Source organism: Faunimonas pinastri (assembly GCF_900110915.1).
Classification (GTDB): Bacteria; Pseudomonadota; Alphaproteobacteria; order Rhizobiales; family Afifellaceae; genus Faunimonas; species Faunimonas pinastri.
This window is the reverse complement of the sequence record NZ_FOFG01000003.1, coordinates 136,751-158,464: the sequence shown is the minus strand read 5'-3', so window position 1 is coordinate 158,464 and position 21,714 is coordinate 136,751. Positions and strand designations below refer to the sequence as shown.

Sequence of the window (21,714 nt, the reverse complement as noted above, 5' to 3'; positions counted from 1 at the left end):
AAACCGTCGCTGCCGGTCGGACTTCGCGACGGCTCCGACCCTCGGCGGCAGATGCGCCGAAGGGAGGCTGTCCGCGAAAGCCGATCCGAAGAGACCAATAATGAACAAGGGACGGAGCTACCACGTGCAACGGGCGTACATCACTCTTGCAGCTTTCGGATTGATCGCTTTCGCGAACGCCGGCAGCGCCTCTGCAGCGGACCTCGTGGTGGGAGAGCTGCACCCGATCACGGGGCAGGCTTCGTATTACGGCCTCCCGATGAGCAAGGGAATCCAGCTCGCGATCCAGCAGGTGAACGCGGCAGGCGGCCTCAAGGTCGGCAACGAAACCTATCAGCTCAAGCTCTCCACCGGCGACGACCAGGCGACCGGCGTCGCAGGTGTTGCCGCCCTGCGAAAGCTGATCGCCAACGGCGTCCATTTCATCATCGGGCCGCAGTCGAGCCCCGTCGCCTCCGCCGTCAGTCCCATCATGAAATCGCACCCCGATGTGCTCCAGATCATCGATGGGTCCACCGCGAACGGCATCGTCAACGGCCGCAATACATTCCGCACTACCGTCACGGCCGGCACCTACGACGACGCGGTGGTGAAGATCGCCGGGATGAAGACGTACAAGAGCGTGGCGCTCCTCACGAACCGGCTCGCAGCCGGTTTCATGGAGACGGAAGGCGAGATCGTCAAAAAGCTTGAGAGTGCCGGGCACAAGGTCGTCGACCGCAGCTACTTCAAGGTCGGGGATACCGACTTTTCAGCGCAGCTCACCCGTGTCCTGTCGTTGAACCCGGACGCGCTCTACCTCCGCGATGCGCCGGTGGAAGACGCGCTCATCACCAAGCAGGCGAAGCTGCTCGGCTACAAGGGCGACATCGTCTGGGAGGTGAATGCCCCTGCCACCACCGTGGTCAAGAACATCGACGATGCCGACATGAACGGTGTCCTCAACGGCATTCCGCCGAAGTTCGACTTCTACATGAAGGAAGGCGGACCGGCAGCAAAGGCGCTCGAGGGTGCGTACAAGCAGGCCTACGGCAGCGAGCCCGGCGAAAACACCGGCATCAGCTACGACAGCGCGAACATTCTTTTCACGGCCATGCAGAAAGCAGGCTCCGTCGAGCCCAGGGCGGTGGCCGAGGCTCTGAAGAACGTGAAGGTCGCGGACGTGCCGAAGCTCGTCACCCGCTTCGAGCCACACGAGGACGGTCTCCTCTTCAAGGATGGGCAGGCCCACCTGCCGACGCTCGCGCAGGTCTGGAAGGATGGAGACTGGCGACCCATCGGTCAGTAAGGCAGCCGCACGGCCGGTCTCCCGGGTGCCGGCTGCGGCGGGCACACGGCGACGGCCGAAGCAGATCCTGCAGCCACGAAACGGGAGAAGCGGACGGTGACGCAGGCATCATCCAAGAAGGTCGCGGTCGTGACCGGCGGCCTGCGCGGCATCGGAGCCGCCATTCGCGAGGCGCTGACACAGGACGGTTTCGTCGCAACGTCCATCGACCTTTCCGCCGAACCGGGCGATGCCCTGCAATATGCGTGCGACATCTCGGACGTCGCGGCACTGTTCGCGGTCTTGGAGCGGATCGAGCAGGATCACGGCCTTGTCGGCGTTCTGGTGAACAATGCCGGTATTCTGTCGAACAAGTCGCTGTTCGAGCTGACGCCGGACGTTTTCGACAGGACCCTCGCGGTCAATCTGCGGGCGATGATGTTCGCGAGCCAGTGGGTCGCGCGCCGCCTCACCGAAGAGGACGAAGCCGGAGCGATCGTGAACGTCGCGTCATCGGCTGGCCGATTCGGATCCAGCTGGATGGATTACGGCGCCTCCAAGGGCGGTGCGATCAGTCTCACGATGAGCCTGGCCAAGGTGCTTGCCGAGAAGAAGATACGGGTCAACGCCGTCGCGCCCGGACAGGTCGTTACCGACATGCACCGCGCCATGTCACCAGCCCAGCAGGCCGCCAATGCCGCCCGGATCGGCATGAAGCGCCCGGCCGACCCGGCGGAAATCGCGAAGGTTGTTGCCTTCCTGGCAGGGGAGGACGCCAGCTTCATGACGGGATCGATCATCGACGTGAACGGTGGCCGCTTCTGAACGTCGCTGAGGGCACCTTTGCCAAATTCGGAAAGGTCAAGCGCGGACGGAAGGCGTATTCATCGGAAAATAAAAAAGAGAACTGCCCACAGGGCAGTATTAGGGGGGCAACGATGCGTCTGAAAGGAATGACGGCGATTGTCACGGGGGCCGCGAGCGGCCTTGGTGAAGCAACCGCTCGCCGCTTCGCCGAAGAGGGCGCGAGGATCGTCGTTGCCGACATCGACGGTGAGAAGGCAGCAGAGGTGGCCCGCCAGATCGACGCAAGTGGCAGCACCGCCATCGCGCTGGCGTGCGATATCACCAGCGCGGCGGCCTGCGGCGATCTCGTCGCAAGGGCCGAAGACTTCTTCGGCGCCCCCATCGACATCTTCCATGCCAATGCGGGGACATCCTTCAGCACTCCGCTGGGAGAGGCGGAACCGGGCCGCATCGAGCGCACGATAGAGATCAATCTTCTGGGCGCCGTCTTTTCCGCGCAGGCGGCGATGCCTAGCCTGGTGCGAAGCGGCAATGGCGTCCTTCTCTTCACGAGTTCGCTGCAGGCCATCCTGGGCCGGCCGGCGCGCAGCGTCTACACCGCCACGAAACATGCCATCACCGGGCTGGTGAAGAGCCTCGCGCTTGAGTTCGGGCCGCAGAATGTCCGCGTGAATGCCATCGCGCCCACAGGCATCGATACGCCCCTTCTGCGCCTGCAGCTGTCACGCGTCACCGACGACGTGGACGCCCGGATCGCCAGCATGGCTGCGAGCCTGCCGCTCGGTCGCATGCCGACGCCGCGCGACTTCACCGACGCGGCCGTCTTCCTCGCTTCAGCGGAAGCGCGGTGCATCACGGGGCAGACCCTTGTCGTCGACTGCGGCGCCTCCGCGGGGATTGCCGAGCCCAGGCCGGCAGCGAGCTGACCGCCGCGTCTCAGGGAAGCGCCAGGCGGAAATAAAAGCAACAGGAGGAGGGAACATGAAGAGATTGTTGGCCACGGCGGCGATTGCCGCTCTCCTCGCCGGGGGATCCACGGTGCAGGCCGAAGAACTCGTCCTGGGCGAGATCCACCCCATCACCGGGCCGGCTTCCTTCTACGGGCTGGTCATGAGCCAGACGCTGAAGATGAATGCCGAACAGGCCAATGCGGCCGGAGGCATCGATATCGGCGGAAAGAAGTACCAGATCAGCATCGACACGGGCGACGATCAGGCCCAGGCGACCAAAGGCGTCGCCGCGTTCCGGAAGCTGCTCGCCGACAATGTGCATTTCGTCATCGGCCCCCTGGCGAGCGCCGTCGCTCCCGCCATCAAGCCGGTGATCGATGCCCGTCCCGATGTCCTGCAGATCATCGACGGATCGATCGCCGACGGCGTGGTCAACGGCAAGAACAGCTTTCGCGTCCAGGCCGATGCCGACACATACAACGACGCCGCCATCGACTATCTGAAAAGCAAGGGCATCAAATCTTCCGCTATCCTGACGGACAGAGGCCATCAGGGCTTCCGCATGTCCGAGCAGCGGATGATGAAGTCGCTGAAGAATGCCGGCGTCAACATCGCCGCGCAGGAATACTTCCAGATGGGCGACACCGATTTTTCCGCTCAGATCACCAAGCTGGCCGCGAGCCAGTCCGAGGCGCTGATCCTGCGCGGCTACCCCGGCGAGGGCGCCCTGATCACCAAACAAGCCCAACAACTCGGCTACAAGGGGCAGATCGTCTGGGAAATGGGCGCCCCGCCCTCCACCGTCATGAAGAACATCCCCGCGACTCAGATGGACGGCGTGGTCAACTGCATCCCGCGCATGATGGCGGACTATATTCGTCTGAACGTGCCGAATGCTATCAAGGTCGCCGACGCATTTCACGCCAGGTACGGCAAGGACGCGGGCGAAAACGCTGCTTTCAGCAATGACGCCTTCTGGATCCTGACCACGGCCATGCAGAAGGCTGGCGGCGTGGAGCCGGGCAAGGTCGCGGCGGTGCTGAAGGACCTCAAGGTCACCGACGTTCCCAACCTGATCATCCAGTACAAGCCTCAGGAGAACGGCCTGCTCTTCAAGAACGGTCAGGCCCACCCGCCGAGCGCCTGCCAGATCTGGCACGGCGAAAACTGGGCAAGTTTGCCCGGCGACCATCTGGACCTGACGACAAAGAACTGACGATGATAGAGCTTCTTCCCCAGCAACTCGTCAACGGCCTTGCCCTGGGCAGCAGCTACGCGCTGATCGCCCTCGGGCTGACCCTGGTCTTCGGCGTCCTGCAGATCCCGAACTTCCCGCACGGCGAATTGTACATGCTGGGAGCAAGCTTCACCTATGTTCTGGTGGGGTATGGCGTCAACTTCTGGCTGGCGGTTCCGATCGCCAGCCTGGGTGTCGTGCTGGTCGGCATCTTGCTCGACCAGGTCGGTTACCGGCGTATCGACAGAGGCGGCAATCTCAGTCTGATGATCGCCGCGCTCGCGATGTCGACCGTGCTCCAGCAGGTGGCGACGCTTCTATGGGGCGCGGAACCGCACACCACACGCACTCCGTTCACGGGAATCCTGCGGACCCCCTACTTCAGCATCGGCATCTATCAGATCGTCATCTTTGCCGCGGCGCTGCTCTGCTGGCTGTTCGTCTGGCTCGTACTGCATCGCTCGCGTCTCGGGCTGGCGATCCGTGCGATGGCGCAGAACCGCACGGCGGCCCTTCTGATGGGGATCGAACTGACCTGGGTGCGGATCGCCACCTTCGCCATCGGCGCCCTGATCGGCGGCATCGCGGGTTCGCTGCTCGGCGCGGCCTTTCCGATCTACCCGACCATGGGGCTCAACCCGGTCCTGAAGGCCTTCGTGATTCTCGTGATCGGCGGTGTCGGCAATCTCTGGGGCGCCATTGTCGGGGGCTTCCTGCTGGGCATCCTCGAGATCCTGGTGGCCGGTTATATTTCCAGCCAGCTTCAGGACATCGGCACCTTCGCGATCCTGGTCGTGGTGCTCATCATCCGGCCGAACGGCCTTTTCGGACGCGCGGAGGTCCTGCGATGAGACGCGAAGCCATCATGCGTTGGCTGCTGCCGGTGATCATCCTGGTCATCGCGCTGGCGGCCGTTCCCTTTGCCAACGATTACATCCTTTACGTGCTCACCATCGCGGTGCTCATGTCGACGCTCGCCGTCAGCTACGATGTGCTGCTCGGACTGACCGGTTACCTGTCGCTCGCGCATGGCTTCCTTTATGGCGTGGGGGCTTATACCGCCGCCTATCTCACGACCAATTCCGGCTGGAATTTCTGGCTCGCGATGCTGGCCGCGGCCCTCATGAGCGCCCTGATCGGGGCCATCGTGGCGCTCGTCGCCTTCCGCACCAAGGGCATCTACTTCGCGGTGCTGACGCTCGGGATCGGCCTCGTCGGCTTCCAGTTCTTCCTCGTTCTGGAGCCTCTTACGGGTGGAGTCGGCGGTTTTGTGGGCATCCCAGGCATCCCGTCATTGCCGGGTCTCGCCGACGATCCGTCCCGCAACAACCTCGTCGTCGCGATTGTCCTGCTGGCCGTCACGTACTTCGCCGCTCTGGTGTTTCTCCGCAGTTCCATCGGAGCCGCCTGCCTCGCAGTGCGTGAGGACGTGACGCTCGCCCAGTCGCTCGGCATCCGCGTCGGCACGGCGCGCCTTGCCGCGTTCACCTTCAGCTCCGCCTTCGCCGGCGCGGCTGGCGCTGTTTTCGCCGCCATCTCGAACTTCGTCGGTCCGGACGACTTCTCCGTCATGGCGACGGGCTTTCAGGTCGTGGTCTTCGTCGTAATCGGCGGAATGGGAACGCTATGGGGCCCGATCCTCGGAGCTTTCCTGGTTGTCTGTCTGCCTGAGGTGCTGCGCGGGGCGGCGACCTACAGCGTCGCGATCTACGGGATCCTGCTCCTGTTTTTCATCCTCTTCGCTCCCAAGGGCATCGCCGGCGCGGTGCTGGCACTCCGCCGCCTGCTGCCGGCGCGGCCCGCTTCCGTGACCCAAACCGCCAGACATTCGGAGGCGAGATGAGCCTGCTCTCCATTCGCGGCATCACGCAACGCTTCGGCGGCGTCACGGCCCTGACGGATGTCAGCCTCGACGTCGAGGAAGGGACGATCCACGGACTGATCGGCCCGAACGGCGCAGGCAAGACGACGCTGATCAACATCGTCTCGGGGCTCGTGCGCCCGACCGAAGGAACGCTCAGCTTCAACGGTCGAGAGAACGGCCCCTGGCCCATGGCGCATGCGGTGACGCTCGGGATCGTCCGCACCTATCAGCAAACGCGGGTCTTCATGGGCCTGACCGCCCGGGAGAATCTGCGCATCGCCCACGTGGCGGGCGCCGGAGATGCCAACGCCGAGGACCTGATCGACGCGCTGGACCTCGGCTCGTCGCTCGACCGGGTGGCCGGGGAACTGCCTTATGCCACCCTGAGACGTCTGTCCCTCGCTTTGGCGCTCGGGCTCCGGCCGAAACTCCTGCTTCTCGACGAGCCCGCCGTGGGCCTGGCACCCGACGAAATCGCTCGAATGGCGGAGGTGATTCGCCACTTCCACGGGCAGGGCCTTACGGTGTTCCTGGTGGAGCACAACATGCGCTTCCTGATGGAGCTTGCCTCCCGCGTCAGCGTGTTCGACCGCGGGCGCCTGCTTTTCGAGGGGACGCCCGAGGCCGCGCAAGGCAACCCGGAAGTGATCGAGGCGTATCTTGGCCGAGGACTGAAGAAGCATGCTGGAAATTGAGGAGCTGTCGGCCGGCTATGACCGGCTGGAAGTCCTGCGCGGCGTCAACATCACCGTTGCCGACGGGGGGTCGGTTGTCGTCATGGGAGCGAATGGAGCGGGGAAGTCCACGCTTTGCCGCGCCATCTCCGGCCTGATCGAGTGCCGACGCGGAGCTATTCGATTCGACGGCGCGGACATCAGCAGGGTCGGCACGTCCGAGCGTGTGCGACGCGGTATCGTGCAGGTCCCGGAAGGGCGGCAGGTCTTTCCGCAAATGACGGTAAAAGAGAACCTTCGCCTCGGAGGCTGGATCCACGGCAAGGCGAAAGAGGCTGCTCTTCGCGAGATCTACGACCTCTTCCCGAGGCTTGAAGAGCGGCAGGGACAGAATGCCGGCCTGCTTTCGGGTGGCGAACAGCAGCTCCTGGCGCTGGGCCGCGCGATGATGGGCCGCCCGAAGCTCCTGCTTCTGGACGAACCGACGCAAGGTCTCTCGCCCGTGGCCATCGAGCAGGTTGCCGAAGCGCTGATCAGCATCGGCCGTCGCGGCGTCTCGATCCTCCTCGTGGAACAGAACCTTGCGCTGGCAGAGGCGGTCGGCAGATACGCGTATGTGCTGGAAACGGGCCGCTGCGCCGCGGAAGGCCCGGCAGCCGAACTCCTGTCGTCCGACGTCGTAGCCGCAAGCTATCTCGGCCACTGAGAACGGAATGGGCGCAGGTCCGCTGGCCTGCTCCCGGGACCGCGTAAACATCTGCGGCGCGGCAGGGTCTTCCTCCCTGCCGCGCCGCATTCGCTTCGCTGTTTATGATGGAGGCGGGTTCCTAGCGCAGCACCACCGTGGCGTCGCCCACCGTGACGACAGTACCCTCCCCGTTCTCGCACCAGACATCGAGCTTCACCCGTCGTCCGCCCTCCTGATGGTCGATCGCCGTCACCCTGGCACAGCTCGTGATGGCGTCATCCTCATAGATCGGCTTGACGTACTTCGTCCGCAGTGCGCCCTCGCGCGCCACCGTGTCACCGAACTGGTGGACCAGCAGACCGAGGATCCAGTTGGTCGAGATCATGCCGTCGGCAATGATGCCCGGCAGCCCCTGCGAGCGGGCATAGCCGTCGTCATCGTGGATCGTAGGCTCCTGCCGCTCGATGCGGCCGGTATCCATTCCCACGGTCGGTTGCGCATCGACATACCAGCGCATGCGCTCGCGGGTCATCAGCCGCATCCGGCCCCGCAGTTCGGAGCCGATGGTGAGGTCCGAGGTGTTTGTTTCGCGATCCATGGGTCAGCCTCCCGCCTTCTCGTTCTCGCCGCCATAAGAGAGGATGACCGTGTCGCGGTAGGTGATCAGCAGCTTGTCGGTCTCCGCCGCGCGCATCTCGATCTCCATGTGGACGTAGTCGCGGCCCCGTTTCACATAACGCTGAGAAACGATGCCCTTCACAGAGAGCCGCTCCTCGGCCGGAACCGGCGCGTGCACGGTGGCGTCATACTCGATGTGAACGCGGGCATGGGGGCCGGTGCCTTCCGGGCAAGCGCTCTTGTAAAGCCGCAGCTTGTCGAGGTGCACCATGGTGGGCGGCGCGATCTGGCCGTCCTTGTGCTGGAAGCAGTCCTCGTGCAACTCCACGGCGTGGGCGTATTCGCGGATGACGAAGCGACTGATCGTGTACTCGACCGGACCGAGTACGTCGCCCTCTTCAAGATCGCTGACGTAACGTCCCACAGTCATTGCCAACCCTCCCTTACTATTCCCGTTGCCTCCGGGATAGCACCGGGCGACCGGCCGAACATGTCCTCGCTCCGAGCATCAGCTTTCCACGCGATGCAACAATGCGAGCGGCTCCTCCGCCTCGTTCTTCCGTATCGTGGAATGGAGCTTTCCGGTGCTTCTCGTGGCCGGTGCCCGGCGCCTCCGGTAGCTTCGCGGCAGCTACCAAAGGATCACCCATGAGTTTCGAAACGCTGCGGCTCGCGGTCGAGGGCGGGATTGCGACCGTCACGTTCGACCGCCCGCCGGTAAACGCGCAGAACCGCAAGTCGCGCGAGGAGTTCATCCAGGTCTTCGACCAGCTGAGCGACCGGGATGACGTCCGCGTCGTGATCCTTACGGCTGCCGGAAAGGTCTTCTCCGCCGGGGCCGACGTGAAGGAGCGCGTGGGCCTCGCCCAGGAACCCGGCGACTATGTCCGCCATAACCGCATCACACGCGAATTCTTCTATGCGGTCCGCGACTGCGAAAAACCGGTCATTGCGGCGGTAAACGGCGCCGCGATCGGTGCCGGCTTCGTCCTGATGCTGAGCTGCGACATCATGCTGGCATCGGACGAGGCCTACTTCGTCATGCCTGAGTTGGATGTCGGCCTGGCCGGCGGCGCTCGCTTCCTGCAGGAACATTTCGGCCGCTCGAAGGCCCGCACCATGTACTTCACCGGCGAAAAGGTGCCGGCGCAGGAACTCTACCGGCTAGGCGTGATCGAGGCGTGCCTGCCCCGCGACCGGCTCATGGCCGAGGCGATGCGGATCGCGACCCGGATCGCGGAAAAAAGCCCGCTGGCGGTGCGCCGGGTGAAACGCGCCTTCGACACGGTCGAGGAGATGCCGGTACGCGACGCCTATCGATACGAGCAGACGATCACGGTCGAGCTCTCCAGGACCGAGGATGCCAAGGAGGCGCAGCAAGCCTTCGTGCAGAAGCGCAAGCCGGTGTTCACCGGCCGCTGATCGACCTCTCGGCAGCGGCCGCCCGTCGCCGTCGTCAATCGGGGCAGCTATTCGACCGAGCTGCCCTTGAGCGCGTCTTCGAAGGCGGGGACGCCGATCGTGCAGGTGTGGATGGAGATCGCCCCCGCCAGCTGCAGAATCGCGCCGATCTCGGCCGGACTGGCGCCCGCCGTCAGCGCGGCCTTGACGTGGCACCGCATTCCCTCCTTGAAGAGAGCCGTCGGGGCGGCGCAGACGGCCAGCGCGATCAGCTCCTTCTCCTTCGGAGAGAGTGGCCCCGCCTGCCATGCGGCGGTGCCGTAGGCCAGGTATCCTCTCGCGAGGTCGAGCGAGGTGGAAAGCATGAGGTCGCCGGATCCGGGCCAGTTGCCGACAGCTTGTCGGTATGCGTCCCTGTCGGCGCGGGCATCGTCGCCAAGCGGTGCCCCTCCCGCAGCCCCGAGCTCCTCCGCCAGGATCTCGTAGCCGAGTTCGAGCGGCTGCTGGGCGGCCAGCGCCGTCGTGATCAGGATGGTCTGCAACACCTCTTCCGCAGTGGCTCCGGCCTTCAGGGCGAATTCCATGTGCCGGCGGCCGCCGCGTTCGTACATGTGGTTCACCGAGATATCGATGGCGACATAGACGAGTTCGCAAAGCTTCGCGGGCAGCAGGCCGGAGCGCGCCGGTCCAGCCTGGTAAAGCAGGTAGGCCTTCAGGAATTCCGGCGCCCGCTCAAGCAGGATCTGATGGAAGGGCGACCAGTATCCGCGCTCCTTCATGATGTCGGCCTTGAGCGCGATCGTCTCGTCTTCGGTCATGTCGCCCTTCCTGTTCTCGTCCCGGGCCATTCGCAGGAAGAGTCTGCGTAGCAGGCGGTGCTGGCCGGCAGAACGCGTGGAAGGTGCGCTCCAGCTTTACGCGGATCGGAAAGCTGGAGCGTCGCCGTGCGTCAGAGCGTCAGAGCGTCAGAGCATGGTTTCGACCGGCTCGAAGCGGTAGCGATCTCCGTCCCGCCTGACATAGCCGGCATAGGGCTGGCCGAAATGCGCCGGCAGCAGCAGCGCACCCTCTCGTGCCGCCTGGTCCAGGATTTTCGCCCGGGTCAGGCGGGCAAGATCCTGATCCTCGCAATAGCGGCTGTTCCAGTCGGGATAGGAGACTTGCAACGGCTGGTGCATGACGTCGGAGATGAACATGGCGACCTTGCCGTCCGCCTCCACCCTGACACCCATCATGCCGGGCGCATGGCCGGGGACCGGGAAAAGGCTGACGCCGGGCAGCAGAGCCTCGTTCCCCTCCACCAACCGCAGCAAGCCTGCATCGATGATCGGCTGGATGCTGTCGCGATAGACATTCCAGCTGGCCGGCGGCCTGGAGGCCGCGCCGCGCTCCGGATCGCGCGCCTCGACCTCCGCCCTTGAGGCGATGTGCTCCGCATTCGGAAAGGTCGGCACCCAACGCTCGCCGGCGAGCCGCGTGTTCCAGCCCACATGATCGGAATGGAGGTGGGTCAGGATCACCATATCGACCGCCTCGGGATCGATGCCCGCCGCCTTCAGGCGCTCCAGGAAGCCGGTCCTGGCCCGATGAAAGCGCGGCGAGAGCGGTCGGTCCTTGTCGTCGCCGCCGGCCGTATCGATGATGATCGTATGGGACGCACTCCGCAGGATCCAGCTGTGCACCATCGTGAGGAAGACGCCGCGCTCCTCGTTATAGAAATTTGGCGACAGCCAGCCTCGATTGGCCGCCAGGGTCTCCTCGCCCAGTTCGGGAAAAAGACTGGTCGCTTCATCGAGGATAACCTCCTCGACCCGCGAGATCGTGTACTCACCGATTTGAATCATCGTCGCCCCCGTGATCGCTGCCGTTCATCATATCTCGGTCGCCCCACCGCGATCGTTACGGGCGAGGTAAAGATGCTTCCCGAAACGATCAACGGATGATCTGCTTCGGGGCCGATACTGAGGCATCGCCGGGCCCGATAAACGCGAAGGAAATGGACATTCCGATGGCAGTACGATGCGTGATCCTCGACGACTATCAGGACGTCGCCACCGGTCTGGCGGAGTGGGACCGGCTTGCCGGTTCGGTTTCGATCACCCGCCAGGAGCGGCATCTGGAGGGCGAGGACCTCGTCGACGCTCTTTCCGGGTCGGAGATCGTGGTGGCGATGCGCGAACGCACCGTCTTTTCCGACGACCTTCTCGCGCGGTTGCCGAAGCTCAAGCTCCTCGTGACCACCGGCATGAAGAATGCCTCGATCGACATGTCAGCCGCCCGCCGCCGGGGCGTCGTCGTATGCGGCACCGGAAGCTCGGCAGGGGCGGCCGCGGAACTCGCGTGGGGCCTGCTTCTCGGATTGATGCGATCGCTCCCGGACGAGTCGGCCAATTTCCGCTCGGGCGGCGAGCGATGGCAGCTTTCGCTCGGCCGCGAACTGAAGGGCAAGACGCTCGGCGTGGTCGGGCTCGGCAAGCTCGGCCAGCTTGTCGCCGGCTACGGCAAAGCCTTCGGCATGGAGGTTCTCGGCTGGTCCAAGCATAATTCACCGGAGCGTTCCGCCGGCCTCGGCATCGGCTTCGCCGCGACGCTGGAGGAACTGCTCGCGCGTGCGGATGTCGTGTCGCTCCACGTGACTCTCAACGACGAAACCCGCGGGCTCATCGACGCACACGGGCTCGGCCTGATGAAGCGCGACGCGGTCATCGTGAACACGTCGCGGGGACCGCTGATCGACGAGGAAGCCCTGATCGCCGCGCTGGAAGGCGGCCGCATCGGCGGCGGCGCTCTCGACGTCTACGATCGCGAGCCGCTGCCGGCGGATCATCCCTTCCGTCGGCTTCCGAACGTCATCGCGACGCCGCATCTGGGCTACGTCACCCGCGAAACCTACTCGATCTACTTTCGCGAGGCGCTGGAAGATATCGAGCGGTGGCTCGCGGGCGATCCGATCCGGGTGATCAACGGAGAGGATACGAAAGACGGATCCTGAAGAGCGTCTGGACGCCGGCAGCGCAAGAGAGGTGCCCTGCCCGTTGCCGATGCACATGATCGCCAAGGCGAGATTCAGCCCCGTCCGTGCAATCAAAATCGCTCCGGGATCGTCGGCCAGCACCATTTTAGCGATGAGCCAGGGCAGCCGATCCGCGAGCGGACGGTTCGCAGACGGTGCCATGGCCATTGGCGTCCCCATTGTCTCTTCGCCGTTCGGGTTCGTCCGGCTTATTCAGCCGCGTCGAGCACCGCCTCCAGGTTCGTCGCCCGCTCGGTGCCGCAACCGCTGGCCGCAACCATCCCATCGGCCATGGAGAGGATCTCGGCCCGTGGCTGGCGCGCCGCCCAGTGGAGCGGGCCGCCCTTGAGCGCCGGAAAGCCGTATCCGTTGACGAGGACAAGGTCGATGTCGGAAGGACGTTGCGCCACCCCCTCGTCCAGAAGCAGGGCCGCCTCGTTGACGAGCGTCGCGAGAAGCCGATCGCGGATCTCCGCATCCGGGATGGTACGGCGGGCGATCCCCTTCCGGGTCGAAGCCTCGTTGATCAGGGTCCGCACGTTCGGATCGGGCACGCCTCGCGGATCGGCGGAGTAGTCGTACCAGCCTCTGCCAGTCTTGCGCCCGAAGCGTCCGGCCTCGCAGAGCCGGTCGGGAACCTCGACGTAGCGGGCGCGCGGATCGCGCATCGGCGCGAGCCGCTTCCGCGTCGCCCAGGCAATATCCAGCCCTGCCAGATCGAACACCGCGAAGGGCCCCATGGCCATGCCGAAGTCGCGCATCACCCTGTCCACGTCCTCGGGCGAGCTGCCCTCTTCCACCAGGAACTCACACTGCCGGCGATAGGCGTTGAAGATGCGGTTGCCAATGAAGCCTTCGCTGACCCGCGTGACGACGGGAACCTTGCCGAGGCGCCTGGCGACCGAAACGAGGGTCGCCAGGACCTCGGGGGAGCACTCCGCCGTCTGGACGACCTCCACGAGACGCATGATCGCCGCGGGGTTGAAGAAATGCAGCCCGGCCACGTCCCCGGGACGGTCGGTCGCCCGAGCGATCTCGTCGATATCGAGATAGGAAGTGTTGGACACAAGGATCGCGCCGGGCTTGGCCAAGGCATCCAGCCGCGCGAAAAGCGCCTTCTTGGCCTCCATGTTCTCTGTGATGGCTTCGACGAAAAGGTCGCAATCCGTCATGGCGTCGATCTCACCGGGCGCGATAAGCGCCATGAGTTCGTCGGCGGAACGGATGCGGCCCCTGGTCTCCTGCTCCGCTGCATTCGCCTTCAACGTTTCGGCCGCGCGGTCGAGACAACCGCGGTCGGTGTCGGCCAGCGCGACACGGAAACCCCGCTGGGCGAAGGCGATCGCGATGCCCTGCCCCATCTGCCCGGCGCCGACCACGCCGACGGAAGCGATCTGGCGCGGCGACGCGTTCCCCGGAAGCTTTGCCGCGGCGCGCTCGGCGAAGAAAAGGTGACGCAACGCCTTGGACTGAGGCCCGACGCGCAGACGAAGCGATGTCGCGCGCTCCTGCTCCAGCGCCTGCTGGGGCGGCAGCACCGCCGAGGCCTTCACCGCGGCGATGGCTTCCGCGACGGCCACGGCACCCTTGCCTCGCTTCGAGGCGACGGCCTCCGCCTCGGCGATATCCGTCTCGGAGGAGGAAGCCGGCGGCAGGTCGCGCAGCAGGCGCTTGGCGCCAGCCAGGGTCTTCAGGTGCACCAAGGCGGCAGACAGGAGATCCCCCTCGACGAGCGCATCGACCATTCCGAGATGCAGCGCCTCGGCCGCCTTTACCCGACGCCCGGACACCACTAGGTCGATCGTCTTCGCAACACCCACCAGCCGTGAAAGCCGCAGCGTGCCCCCCGCTCCGGGGATCAGGCCCAGCGTCACTTCCGGCAGCCCGAGCACGGCCTTCCGGGTCGCCACGCGCGCGTCGCAGCCAAGCGCCAGTTCGTATCCCCCGCCAAGCGCGGCGCCGTCGATCGCGGCGACGACGGGCATCGGGCATGCCTCGATCGCGGCGATCACCTCGGGCAGATGCGGCGCCCGGGCCGGAGCATCGAACTCGCGGATATCCGAGCCCCCGACGAAATTTCCGCTGGCGCCCGTCAACACGATCCCGGTCAGCCCGGCCTCGCCGGACAGCCTCTCGAAAACATCGAGAAGATCGCGGCGCATGCTCTCCGAGCCGGCGTTCACTGGAGGATAGTCGATGGTCACCAGCGCGATGGCCGCCCAGTCCGGGCTCTGCTCCTCAGGGCGTTCGACACGGACTGTTCCGGCCCGTTCTGCGCTGGTCATCAAGACGTTCCTTGCTTGCGGATTACGAATGCGGGGGTTGATCGGGTCGTTGCGGGAGACAACCGGCCTCAAGCCGACGACGCGTCGCTCAGAATCATCCCGGCGCCCTTTGCCGCGATCATCACGGTCGGCGAGTTGGTGTTGCCGGAGGTGATTGTCGGCATCACGGAAGCGTCGATCACGCGCAGGCCCTGGAGGCCGCGCACGCGAAGCCTCTCGTCGACGACCGCAGCCGGGTCCTCCTTGCTCCCCATCTTCGCCGTCCCTACCGGATGGAAAATCGTCGTGCCGAGATTGCCGGCGGCAACGAGCATGTCCTCATCCGAGGCGATGTGGGCCCCGGGCTTGAACTCCTCCGGCCTGTAGGGGGCGAGCGCCGACTGAGACACGATCCTGCGTGCCCACCGGAGGGACTCGACGGCGACGCGCCTGTCCTCTTCGGTCGAAAGGTAATTCGGACGGATATCGGGATCATCCTCGGCATGCGGGCCGGACATGTGGATGGAACCCCGGCTCGTCGGCCTCAGGTTGCAGACGCTGGCTGTGAAGGCGGAGAAGCCGTGCAGCCCCGCGCCCCAGTCGTCGAGCGACAGCGGCTGGAAGTGGAACTCGAGGTTCGCCGTTTCATGGTCGGCCGAGGATTTGACGAAAGCGCCGAGCTGACTCGGCGCCATGGTCAGCGGTCCGCGGCGGCGCAGGGCGTAGTTCACCCCCATCATCGCGCGGGTGACGAGGTTCCGGTATTCCGTGTTCAGCGTCTTGATGCCGTGCACCCGATAGATCGGGCGGATCTGCAGATGGTCCTGCAGGTTCTCGCCCACGCCGGGCAGGTGGTGAACCGCTTCGATGCCGTGCGCCCTCAGCCGCCCGGCATTGCCGATGCCGGAGCGTTCGAGGATCAGCGGCGAGCCCACGGCTCCCGCCGCAAGGACCACCTCCCCACGCGCCTTCGCGATGAAGGCTTCGCCATCCTTGCGATAGGAGACCGAAACCGCCCGTCCGTCGGCAAGGTTCACCCGATCGACCATCACACCGGTCTCGATCCTAAGGTTGGACCTGTTCAGAGCCGGCTTGAGGAAGCCGCGCGCCGCGCTCCAGCGCCGGCCATTTTTCTGGTTGACCTGGAAATAGGAGGAGCCCTCGTTGTCGCCGGTGTTGAAATCCGGGATCTTCGGCACGCCCGCCGCCTGCGCCGCATCGCGGATCCTGTCCAGGATCTCCCAGCGGATGCGCGGATGCTCCACCCGCCACTCGTGACCCGCGCCGTGGAACGCGCTCTCGCCGTCGCTGTGGTCCTCGACCGACTTGAAGACGGGCAACACGTCGTCCCATCCCCAGCCGGACAGGCCGAGCTGGCGCCAGTGATCGTAGTCGGCGGCCTGCCCGCGCATGTAGATCATGGCATTGATGGCGGAGGAGCCGCCAAGGACCTTGCCGCGCGGATAGTTCAGCGAACGCCCGTTTAGCCCGGCTTCCTCGGCCGTCCTGAACATCCAGTCGGCACGGGGATTTCCGATGGCGAAGAGATAGCCGACAGGGATGTGGAACCAGATCCAGTTGTCCCGGCCCCCGCCTTCCAGAAGCAGGACCCTGTTGCGGGGATCGGCCGACAGGCGGTTGGCGAGAACGCAGCCAGCCGATCCACCTCCCGCGATGACATAATCAAAGACGTCTTCCCCGGGCATCACGCCGACCAGTCACTCGAAACATCGTTCATCGACTGGAATAGTAAGCGGCGGTCTCTCGCCGCGGCTTCTCGAAGGTTGCAAAGAACCTATCACGGAAACCGACGGATCGACCCGAATGCGAGAACCAGCCGGACCGGGCGCGCGCGTCAACCGGTCCAGCCGCCGTCGATGACGAAGGACGGCCGCATCCAGGAAGCCTGCGTTGGTCTGTCGACCCGGGAGAGACGATCTGCGACCTCGCTCTCTCCTATCTGGTAACCGAGCCGTTCGCCCCCCCATGACGATCAGGGTGGTCGCCGATGAAGTTCAGGCACTCACCTGCATCGGATGGTCGCGGTGGGTGGCGCGACATGCCGCCATGGAATGCCTGGCCGCGCAGGGGATCGAGACGCCTCCCTCCTTACCTTTCTCGTCGGGAGCACGTCAGGCTTGACGGCCACGGTTGAGATGGTCGAGGACTCGTGCGAACGCCTCGCGGGCACGAACGCTTTCGGGCAACCCGCTTTCCTTTCGACGACGGCCGAGGCCTGTCACACCGGATTTCACCCCAAGGAGCGAATTGAGTGGCAAAGACGATCGATTATTTCTTCGGAATCGGCTCTCCCTGGGCCTTTATCGGGCTGGAGCCCTTCGCCGAACTCGCCAACCGTTTCGACGCCGAAATCCGGCCCTTTGTCATTCCGCTGCTTGAGGAAAACGGTGGAATCTTTTCCCGCAACCGTCCCGAGCCGCGCCGCGCCTACTGGACGACGGATCTCAAGCGCTGGGCGGCCGTTCGCGGCAAGAAGCTGAACTTCGAGAACAGGGCCGGCCTCTCCGATCCGACGCCGGCGGGCTTCACCGTGCTGGCGGCACAGCTCGACGGCGCCGACTGGCTGGGCGTGACCAAGGCCCTGCAATCGGCCTTCTGGGAGCGCGCCGAGGACATCGGCAATCCCGATGTGCGCAAGGCGATCCTCTCGGCCGCGGGCTTCGACGGTGACGCCCTCGAGGCCCGGGCGCAGGAAGAGGACATCCGCAACGCGTGGACGTCGAACACCGAAACGGCAAAGGCCGCCGGCGTCTTCGGCTTCCCGACGTTCAGCTACGACGGCGAGCTCTATTGGGGCCAGGACAGCCTCCCCTTCTTGGAACGTCACCTCGCCGGCGAGAAGCTGATCGCCTGACCGGCCTTCCCGGCACCAGAACAAACGTTCGACGCTTCGCCCCGTGAAGCGTCGAACGGCTTGGAGATATTCATGCCTGAAACTGCAACCGCTCGACCGGCCGGCCTTCCGGCGGCCCGCAATTCCGAAGGCGATCAGATGAGCGCAGCCCACTCCGCCCTCCTGAACACCATGCAACAACGCTTCGGCGAGCGCTTCTCGATTTCGACCGCCCTCCGCGAGCAGCATGGCGGCAGTGAAGCCCACCACACCCCCGCCCTCCCGGATGCCGTCATCTTCGCGGAAACGACGGACGAGGTCGCCGAAATCGTGCGGCTTTGCAGCGCCAGCGGCGTGCCGGTCATCCCCTTCGGTGCGGGGACCTCGCTGGAAGGCCATCTCGTGGCGACGCATGGCGGGATCTCGGTCGACCTGTCGCGCATGAACGAGATTCTCCGCGTCAGCCCAGAGGACCTCGACTGCACGGTCCAGGCAGGCGTCACGCGCGAGCAGTTGAACACGTATCTCCGCGATCTCGGCCTCTTCTTCCCCATCGATCCCGGCGCGAATGCCTCGGTCGGCGGCATGGCCTCGACACGGGCCTCCGGCACCAACGCCGTGCGCTACGGCACGATGCGGGAAAACGTCCTGTCCCTGACGGTGGTCCTGCCGGACGGCAAGGTGATCCGCACCGGCGGCCGGGCCAGGAAGTCGTCGGCCGGCTACGACCTGACGCGCCTCTTCGTCGGCGCCGAGGGTACCCTCGGCATCATCACCGAAGTCACGCTCAGGCTCTACGGCATCCCGGAGACCGTTTCGGCCGCGCTCTGCTCCTTCGAGACGGTCGAGCAGGCGGTGGGTGCCGCCATCGCCGTCGTGCAACTCGGAATCCCGGTCGCCCGGATGGAGCTGATGGATCGCGGTCTCGTCGCGGCGGTGAACGCCTATTCAGGTCTTTCGCTGAAGCTTGAGGACAGCCTTGTCTTCGAGTTTCATGGCGCGCCGGCCGGTGTGCAGGAGCAGATCGAACTCGTGCAGGCGATCGTTGAGGAGAACGGCGGCAAGAACTTCGAATGGGCGAGCACGCCGGAAGACCGCGCTCGCCTCTGGAACGCGCGCCATAACGCCTTCTATGCCGTGGTATCGCAGCGCGCGAACGCGAAAGGCTGGTCCTCGGACGTCTGCGTTCCCGTCTCCGAACTCAGCGGCTGCATCCGGTATACGCGCGAACTTCTGGAGGATTGCAGCGTGCCCGCGGCCATTCTCGGCCATGTCGGCGATGGAAACTACCACGTGGTCTTCGCCGTCGATCCCACCAATGCCGAGGAGATGGCGGCGGTGGCGGCCATCAACAAGAAGATGGTCCGGAGGGCGGTCTCCGTCGGCGGCACCTGTACCGGAGAGCACGGCATCGGCATCGGCAAGATCGCCTATATGCGCGAGGAGCACGGCGACGCCGTGGATCTGATGGCCACGATCAAGCACGCCATCGATCCCACCGGCATCATGAACCCCGGCAAGATCCTGCCAGTCGCCTGAACGGCGGCTCGCAGGATCCCGGCCGGGCTCCTTCCGATCAGGCGACGGCGACCGTCAGGGTCCCGTCCACCTCGTCATAGGTGATGCGCGTGCCGTAAGGCGCGCTCATCCGGCTCATCGCCTCGCCGATCTCCCGGCCGAATTCCGGCGAAGCGAGGCCCGGCAATCCCCGCTCCGACGGACGCGGCCGATCGAGCCCGAGGTCGATCGGCACCAGCTTGATCCTGGTCTCGCCCTCTTCGAAATCGCAGATGGCAATACAGCTCTGGGCGAACCGCGGGTCCGCATAGAAACCCACGCGATTGCCATCCGCGTCGTGCACGCGGGACATGTGGAGCTGCGACGGCAGCGAGTCCCGGGTGAAGCCGAACGCTTCGTACATTTCCGGTGTCATCCGCGTTTCCGCGCCCTCGAACTCCATCAGCAGACTGCCGAGGGAATAGAAGATCGGACGGCCCTTGTAGATCTCGATGCCGCGCAGCATGTGCGGGCCGTGGCCGAGCACGGCGGTCGCGCCGGCATCCACGGCGCGACGGGCGAAATCCTCGATGAACGCGGCCGGCTCGGGCGAGTACCAGTTGTCGTTCAGGCCCTCATGCGCGTGCAGGCTGAGCAGGACATGCTCGGAGCGGTTGGCCGCGTCGCGCACATTGTCGAGGATGGCGCGGGCATCCGTTTCGTTCATCTGGTAGCGGACATGGGCCGTCGTGCCGCGCTCGATCTGCAGCGCGCCTTCGAATACCGAACCGAAGGCAAACTTGTCCGGCCCGCCATGCTTCATCAATTCGATGCGGGCGACTTCCTGCCGGCTCGCCGCCGTGCCCAGCAGATCGTCGATGTGGCGCAGCTGTTCGAATTCCGCATCGGGCAGCACATAGGAGCGGCTCCAGCGCAGGGGGTTGAGGCCGGGGCGCGCCGGCACGCCACGTCCGGCCGGGCTCGCGGCGAACTCCGTGGCGCGGGTCGTTCCGGCCGAGATCAGGCTGACCCGCCCCTCCGGCAGATCGAGGAACTGGGCCGCCCTCGCCTCGTCGAGGCTCCGGCCGATGCCACTGGACAGAATGCCTCGTTCCTCCGCGGCTTCGATCGTGTCGATCACGCCCTGCGCACCGAAATCGCCGGTATGGTTGTTGGCGAAGGACACGAGGCGGATATTGAGATCCACGAACTCGTCCAGCACCTCCGGCTTGACGGCCGTGCTGAAGCGGCGCGGCGCCGGCGATGTCGTGCGCGCGGGACAGCAGAACTCGGCATTGGCGAAAACGGCATCCGCGCCGGCCAAGGTTTCAACCAGGCTGCGAGGCAGCCGTCGGGCCAGGTTCCTCGCCGAGAAAAGCGCGTCGCCGCAAGCAATAATCCGCATCTTGATCTCTATACTGTCCTTGTAGAACACCAGCGTCTATAGAACCGGCACCCTTCGTTCAATGCTCGAGCGGCGTTCCCTCGCCATGTAGCGGCCTATCAAGGAAGACGGATGCCTTCGATCGATCCGGCAGTTCACGGAGCCTCACTGAATGGCGGAAATCCACCGCGATGCCGGCCGACGCAGGCCTGACATGGCGCTGAAGCTGAGCGGCCGGTCGACGATCGGCAACAATCTGCGCCGTCCTGAAAGTGTGATCACGACGGCGCAGGGCGACGTTTTCGCGTCCCATGCGGACGGCGTCGTGATGCACGTCGCACCGGATGGCCGGTCCCGCGCGATCGGCCGCCCGCCGGCTGGCACGGATTTCGTTCCGAACGGGCTTTGCCCCATGCCGGACGGGTCGATGCTGGTCGCGAATGTCGGGGAGGACGGCGGCGTCTGGCGGCTTACCGCGGATGAGCGGGTCGAACCCGTGCTGATGGACGTGGACGGCGTTTCACTGTCGGCCTGCAACTTCATCAATCGGGATCGTCAGGGTCGCCTGTGGCTTTCCGTCAGCACGCGATCGGTGCCGCGGAACGACGCCTACAATACCGGGATCGCCGACGGCTTCATCGTGCTGGTGGAGAACGGCTCCGCCCGCATCGCCGCCGACGGCCTGGCCTTCGCCAACGAATCGCGCCTGTCTTCGGATGGCGGGCATCTGGTCGTCTGCGAGACCGCCGCGCGGCGCTTGGCGCGCTTCGACGTCGATGCCCGAGGCACCCTCGGCAAGCCCACCGTGCTGACCGAATTCCCGCCCTGCACTTTCCCGGATGGCTGCGAGTTCGACAGCGAGGGGCATCTCTGGGTGGCGAGCGTGGTCAGCAACCGCCTGATCCGCGTCTCGCCCGACGGCGAGCAGGACATTCTCATCGAGGACAACGAGCCTGCGCGGCTGGCCGAAGTCGAGACGGCGCTGAAGGCCGGCGCCATCGACCGCAGCCATTTCTATCACGATTCGGGCCGTGACTATCGGGCGCTGACGAGCGTCGCCTTTGGCGGCCCCGATCTCCGCACCGTCTATCTCGGCTCGCTCATCTCCAGCGAGATCGTCACCGCCCGCTCACCGGTGCCGGGTCGCCGACCCGAACACTGGTCCTTTCCGCCACTCCTGCAGCAGCGGAGCTGAT

At 65.3% G+C, this 21,714-nt stretch carries 20 protein-coding genes; 13 read left to right on the top strand and 7 right to left on the bottom strand.

Annotation, left to right across the window (positions count from 1 at the left end; all coding sequences use genetic code 11):
* The first annotated feature begins 100 nt into the window (after positions 1-100).
* The 8 genes from BMY25_RS06200 to BMY25_RS06165 all read left to right on the top strand — a co-directional run bounded on the left by BMY25_RS06200 (position 101) and on the right by BMY25_RS06165 (position 7,505).
* The gene (locus BMY25_RS06200) at positions 101-1,288 is read left to right on the top strand and encodes an ABC transporter substrate-binding protein (protein ID WP_092495755.1); all 1,188 of its coding nucleotides are present in this window, start codon (positions 101-103) and stop codon (positions 1,286-1,288) included.
* Positions 1,289-1,384: 96 nt separating this feature from the next.
* Positions 1,385-2,092: an SDR family NAD(P)-dependent oxidoreductase gene (locus BMY25_RS06195; RefSeq protein ID WP_092495754.1), complete on the top strand. Its 708-nt coding sequence runs from the start codon at positions 1,385-1,387 to the stop codon at positions 2,090-2,092.
* Between the two features lie 113 nt (positions 2,093-2,205).
* A complete protein-coding gene (locus BMY25_RS06190) occupies positions 2,206-3,000 on the top strand; it encodes an SDR family NAD(P)-dependent oxidoreductase (protein ID WP_092495753.1) in 795 nt (264 codons plus the stop codon).
* A 55-nt stretch (positions 3,001-3,055) separates the two neighbouring features.
* On the top strand, positions 3,056-4,240 hold the full coding sequence (locus tag BMY25_RS06185) for an ABC transporter substrate-binding protein (protein ID WP_092495752.1): 1,185 nt from the start codon (positions 3,056-3,058) through the stop codon (positions 4,238-4,240).
* Between the two features lie 2 nt (positions 4,241-4,242).
* Positions 4,243-5,112, top strand: coding sequence for a branched-chain amino acid ABC transporter permease (locus BMY25_RS06180; protein ID WP_092495751.1), 870 nt, complete (start codon positions 4,243-4,245; stop codon positions 5,110-5,112).
* Complete coding sequence (locus tag BMY25_RS06175; RefSeq protein WP_092495750.1) at positions 5,109-6,104, top strand: branched-chain amino acid ABC transporter permease; 996 nt, start codon at positions 5,109-5,111, stop codon at positions 6,102-6,104. The genes BMY25_RS06180 and BMY25_RS06175 overlap by 4 nt, the downstream gene beginning before the upstream one ends.
* Positions 6,101-6,820: an ABC transporter ATP-binding protein gene (locus tag BMY25_RS06170; RefSeq protein ID WP_092495749.1), complete on the top strand. Its 720-nt coding sequence runs from the start codon at positions 6,101-6,103 to the stop codon at positions 6,818-6,820. The genes BMY25_RS06175 and BMY25_RS06170 overlap by 4 nt, the downstream gene beginning before the upstream one ends.
* A complete protein-coding gene (locus BMY25_RS06165) occupies positions 6,807-7,505 on the top strand; it encodes an ABC transporter ATP-binding protein (RefSeq protein WP_092495748.1) in 699 nt (232 codons plus the stop codon). Before BMY25_RS06170 ends, BMY25_RS06165 begins: the two co-directional genes overlap by 14 nt.
* Positions 7,506-7,626: 121 nt before the next feature.
* Here the strand turns inward: BMY25_RS06165 and BMY25_RS06160 are convergent, their stop codons facing one another.
* Both BMY25_RS06160 and BMY25_RS06155 read right to left on the bottom strand, forming a co-directional pair.
* The gene (locus BMY25_RS06160) at positions 7,627-8,085 is read right to left on the bottom strand and encodes a MaoC family dehydratase (RefSeq protein ID WP_092495747.1); all 459 of its coding nucleotides are present in this window, start codon (positions 8,083-8,085) and stop codon (positions 7,627-7,629) included.
* 3 nt (positions 8,086-8,088) lie between these two features.
* On the bottom strand, positions 8,089-8,535 hold the full coding sequence (locus BMY25_RS06155; protein WP_092495746.1) for a hypothetical protein: 447 nt from the start codon (positions 8,533-8,535) through the stop codon (positions 8,089-8,091).
* Positions 8,536-8,753: 218 nt separating this feature from the next.
* Here BMY25_RS06155 and BMY25_RS06150 point away from each other — a divergent pair, with 218 nt between their 5' ends.
* Complete coding sequence (locus tag BMY25_RS06150) at positions 8,754-9,527, top strand: enoyl-CoA hydratase/isomerase family protein (RefSeq protein WP_092495745.1); 774 nt, start codon at positions 8,754-8,756, stop codon at positions 9,525-9,527.
* Between the two features lie 47 nt (positions 9,528-9,574).
* Here the strand turns inward: BMY25_RS06150 and BMY25_RS06145 are convergent, their stop codons facing one another.
* Together BMY25_RS06145 and BMY25_RS06140 are read right to left on the bottom strand one after the other, a co-directional pair.
* A complete protein-coding gene (locus BMY25_RS06145; RefSeq protein WP_177176733.1) occupies positions 9,575-10,324 on the bottom strand; it encodes a carboxymuconolactone decarboxylase family protein in 750 nt (249 codons plus the stop codon).
* Positions 10,325-10,471: 147 nt separating this feature from the next.
* Positions 10,472-11,350, bottom strand: coding sequence for an MBL fold metallo-hydrolase (locus tag BMY25_RS06140; RefSeq protein WP_092495743.1), 879 nt, complete (start codon positions 11,348-11,350; stop codon positions 10,472-10,474).
* 164 nt (positions 11,351-11,514) lie between these two features.
* On the opposite strand from BMY25_RS06140, the gene BMY25_RS06135 reads away from it, so the two are divergent.
* Positions 11,515-12,498, top strand: a complete 984-nt coding sequence (locus BMY25_RS06135) for a D-2-hydroxyacid dehydrogenase family protein (RefSeq protein ID WP_092495873.1) — start codon at positions 11,515-11,517, stop codon at positions 12,496-12,498.
* 230 nt (positions 12,499-12,728) lie between these two features.
* Here the strand turns inward: BMY25_RS06135 and BMY25_RS06130 are convergent, their stop codons facing one another.
* Together BMY25_RS06130 and BMY25_RS06125 are read right to left on the bottom strand one after the other, a co-directional pair.
* Entirely contained in the window at positions 12,729-14,804 is a 2,076-nt protein-coding gene (locus BMY25_RS06130; RefSeq protein ID WP_092495742.1) for a 3-hydroxyacyl-CoA dehydrogenase NAD-binding domain-containing protein, read from the bottom strand.
* Between the two features lie 68 nt (positions 14,805-14,872).
* Entirely contained in the window at positions 14,873-16,489 is a 1,617-nt protein-coding gene (locus tag BMY25_RS06125; protein ID WP_092495741.1) for a GMC family oxidoreductase, read from the bottom strand.
* A gap of 566 nt (positions 16,490-17,055) precedes the next feature.
* Between BMY25_RS06125 and BMY25_RS06120 the strand changes: the two genes are divergently transcribed.
* Entirely contained in the window at positions 17,056-17,658 is a 603-nt protein-coding gene (locus tag BMY25_RS06120; RefSeq protein ID WP_092495740.1) for a 2-hydroxychromene-2-carboxylate isomerase, read from the top strand.
* Between the two features lie 138 nt (positions 17,659-17,796).
* On the top strand, positions 17,797-19,176 hold the full coding sequence (locus BMY25_RS06115; protein WP_092495872.1) for an FAD-binding oxidoreductase: 1,380 nt from the start codon (positions 17,797-17,799) through the stop codon (positions 19,174-19,176).
* A 37-nt stretch (positions 19,177-19,213) separates the two neighbouring features.
* On the opposite strand, the gene BMY25_RS06110 is transcribed toward BMY25_RS06115, so the two are convergent.
* Positions 19,214-20,539, bottom strand: a complete 1,326-nt coding sequence (locus BMY25_RS06110; protein WP_092495871.1) for a CapA family protein — start codon at positions 20,537-20,539, stop codon at positions 19,214-19,216.
* 151 nt (positions 20,540-20,690) lie between these two features.
* Between BMY25_RS06110 and BMY25_RS06105 the strand changes: the two genes are divergently transcribed.
* Positions 20,691-21,713 carry an SMP-30/gluconolactonase/LRE family protein gene (locus BMY25_RS06105; protein ID WP_092495739.1) on the top strand — a complete coding sequence of 341 codons (1,023 nt, stop codon included), beginning with the start codon at positions 20,691-20,693 and terminating at the stop codon, positions 21,711-21,713.
* Position 21,714 lies beyond the last annotated feature (1 nt).

Coding starts and splice junctions, on each gene's coding strand:
- BMY25_RS06200 (WP_092495755.1), top strand. CDS start 101: ATGAACAAGGGACGGAGCTACCACGTGCAACGGGCGTACATCACTCTT.
- BMY25_RS06190 (WP_092495753.1), top strand. CDS start 2,206: ATGCGTCTGAAAGGAATGACGGCGATTGTCACGGGGGCCGCGAGCGGC.
- BMY25_RS06185 (WP_092495752.1), top strand. CDS start 3,056: ATGAAGAGATTGTTGGCCACGGCGGCGATTGCCGCTCTCCTCGCCGGG.
- BMY25_RS06180 (WP_092495751.1), top strand. CDS start 4,243: ATGATAGAGCTTCTTCCCCAGCAACTCGTCAACGGCCTTGCCCTGGGC.
- BMY25_RS06175 (WP_092495750.1), top strand. CDS start 5,109: ATGAGACGCGAAGCCATCATGCGTTGGCTGCTGCCGGTGATCATCCTG.
- BMY25_RS06170 (WP_092495749.1), top strand. CDS start 6,101: ATGAGCCTGCTCTCCATTCGCGGCATCACGCAACGCTTCGGCGGCGTC.
- BMY25_RS06165 (WP_092495748.1), top strand. CDS start 6,807: ATGCTGGAAATTGAGGAGCTGTCGGCCGGCTATGACCGGCTGGAAGTC.
- BMY25_RS06160 (WP_092495747.1), bottom strand. CDS start 8,085: ATGGATCGCGAAACAAACACCTCGGACCTCACCATCGGCTCCGAACTG.
- BMY25_RS06155 (WP_092495746.1), bottom strand. CDS start 8,535: ATGACTGTGGGACGTTACGTCAGCGATCTTGAAGAGGGCGACGTACTC.
- BMY25_RS06150 (WP_092495745.1), top strand. CDS start 8,754: ATGAGTTTCGAAACGCTGCGGCTCGCGGTCGAGGGCGGGATTGCGACC.
- BMY25_RS06145 (WP_177176733.1), bottom strand. CDS start 10,324: ATGACCGAAGACGAGACGATCGCGCTCAAGGCCGACATCATGAAGGAG.
- BMY25_RS06140 (WP_092495743.1), bottom strand. CDS start 11,350: ATGATTCAAATCGGTGAGTACACGATCTCGCGGGTCGAGGAGGTTATC.
- BMY25_RS06135 (WP_092495873.1), top strand. CDS start 11,515: ATGGCAGTACGATGCGTGATCCTCGACGACTATCAGGACGTCGCCACC.
- BMY25_RS06130 (WP_092495742.1), bottom strand. CDS start 14,804: ATGACCAGCGCAGAACGGGCCGGAACAGTCCGTGTCGAACGCCCTGAG.
- BMY25_RS06125 (WP_092495741.1), bottom strand. CDS start 16,489: ATGCCCGGGGAAGACGTCTTTGATTATGTCATCGCGGGAGGTGGATCG.
- BMY25_RS06115 (WP_092495872.1), top strand. CDS start 17,797: ATGAGCGCAGCCCACTCCGCCCTCCTGAACACCATGCAACAACGCTTC.
- BMY25_RS06110 (WP_092495871.1), bottom strand. CDS start 20,539: ATGCGGATTATTGCTTGCGGCGACGCGCTTTTCTCGGCGAGGAACCTG.
- BMY25_RS06105 (WP_092495739.1), top strand. CDS start 20,691: ATGGCGGAAATCCACCGCGATGCCGGCCGACGCAGGCCTGACATGGCG.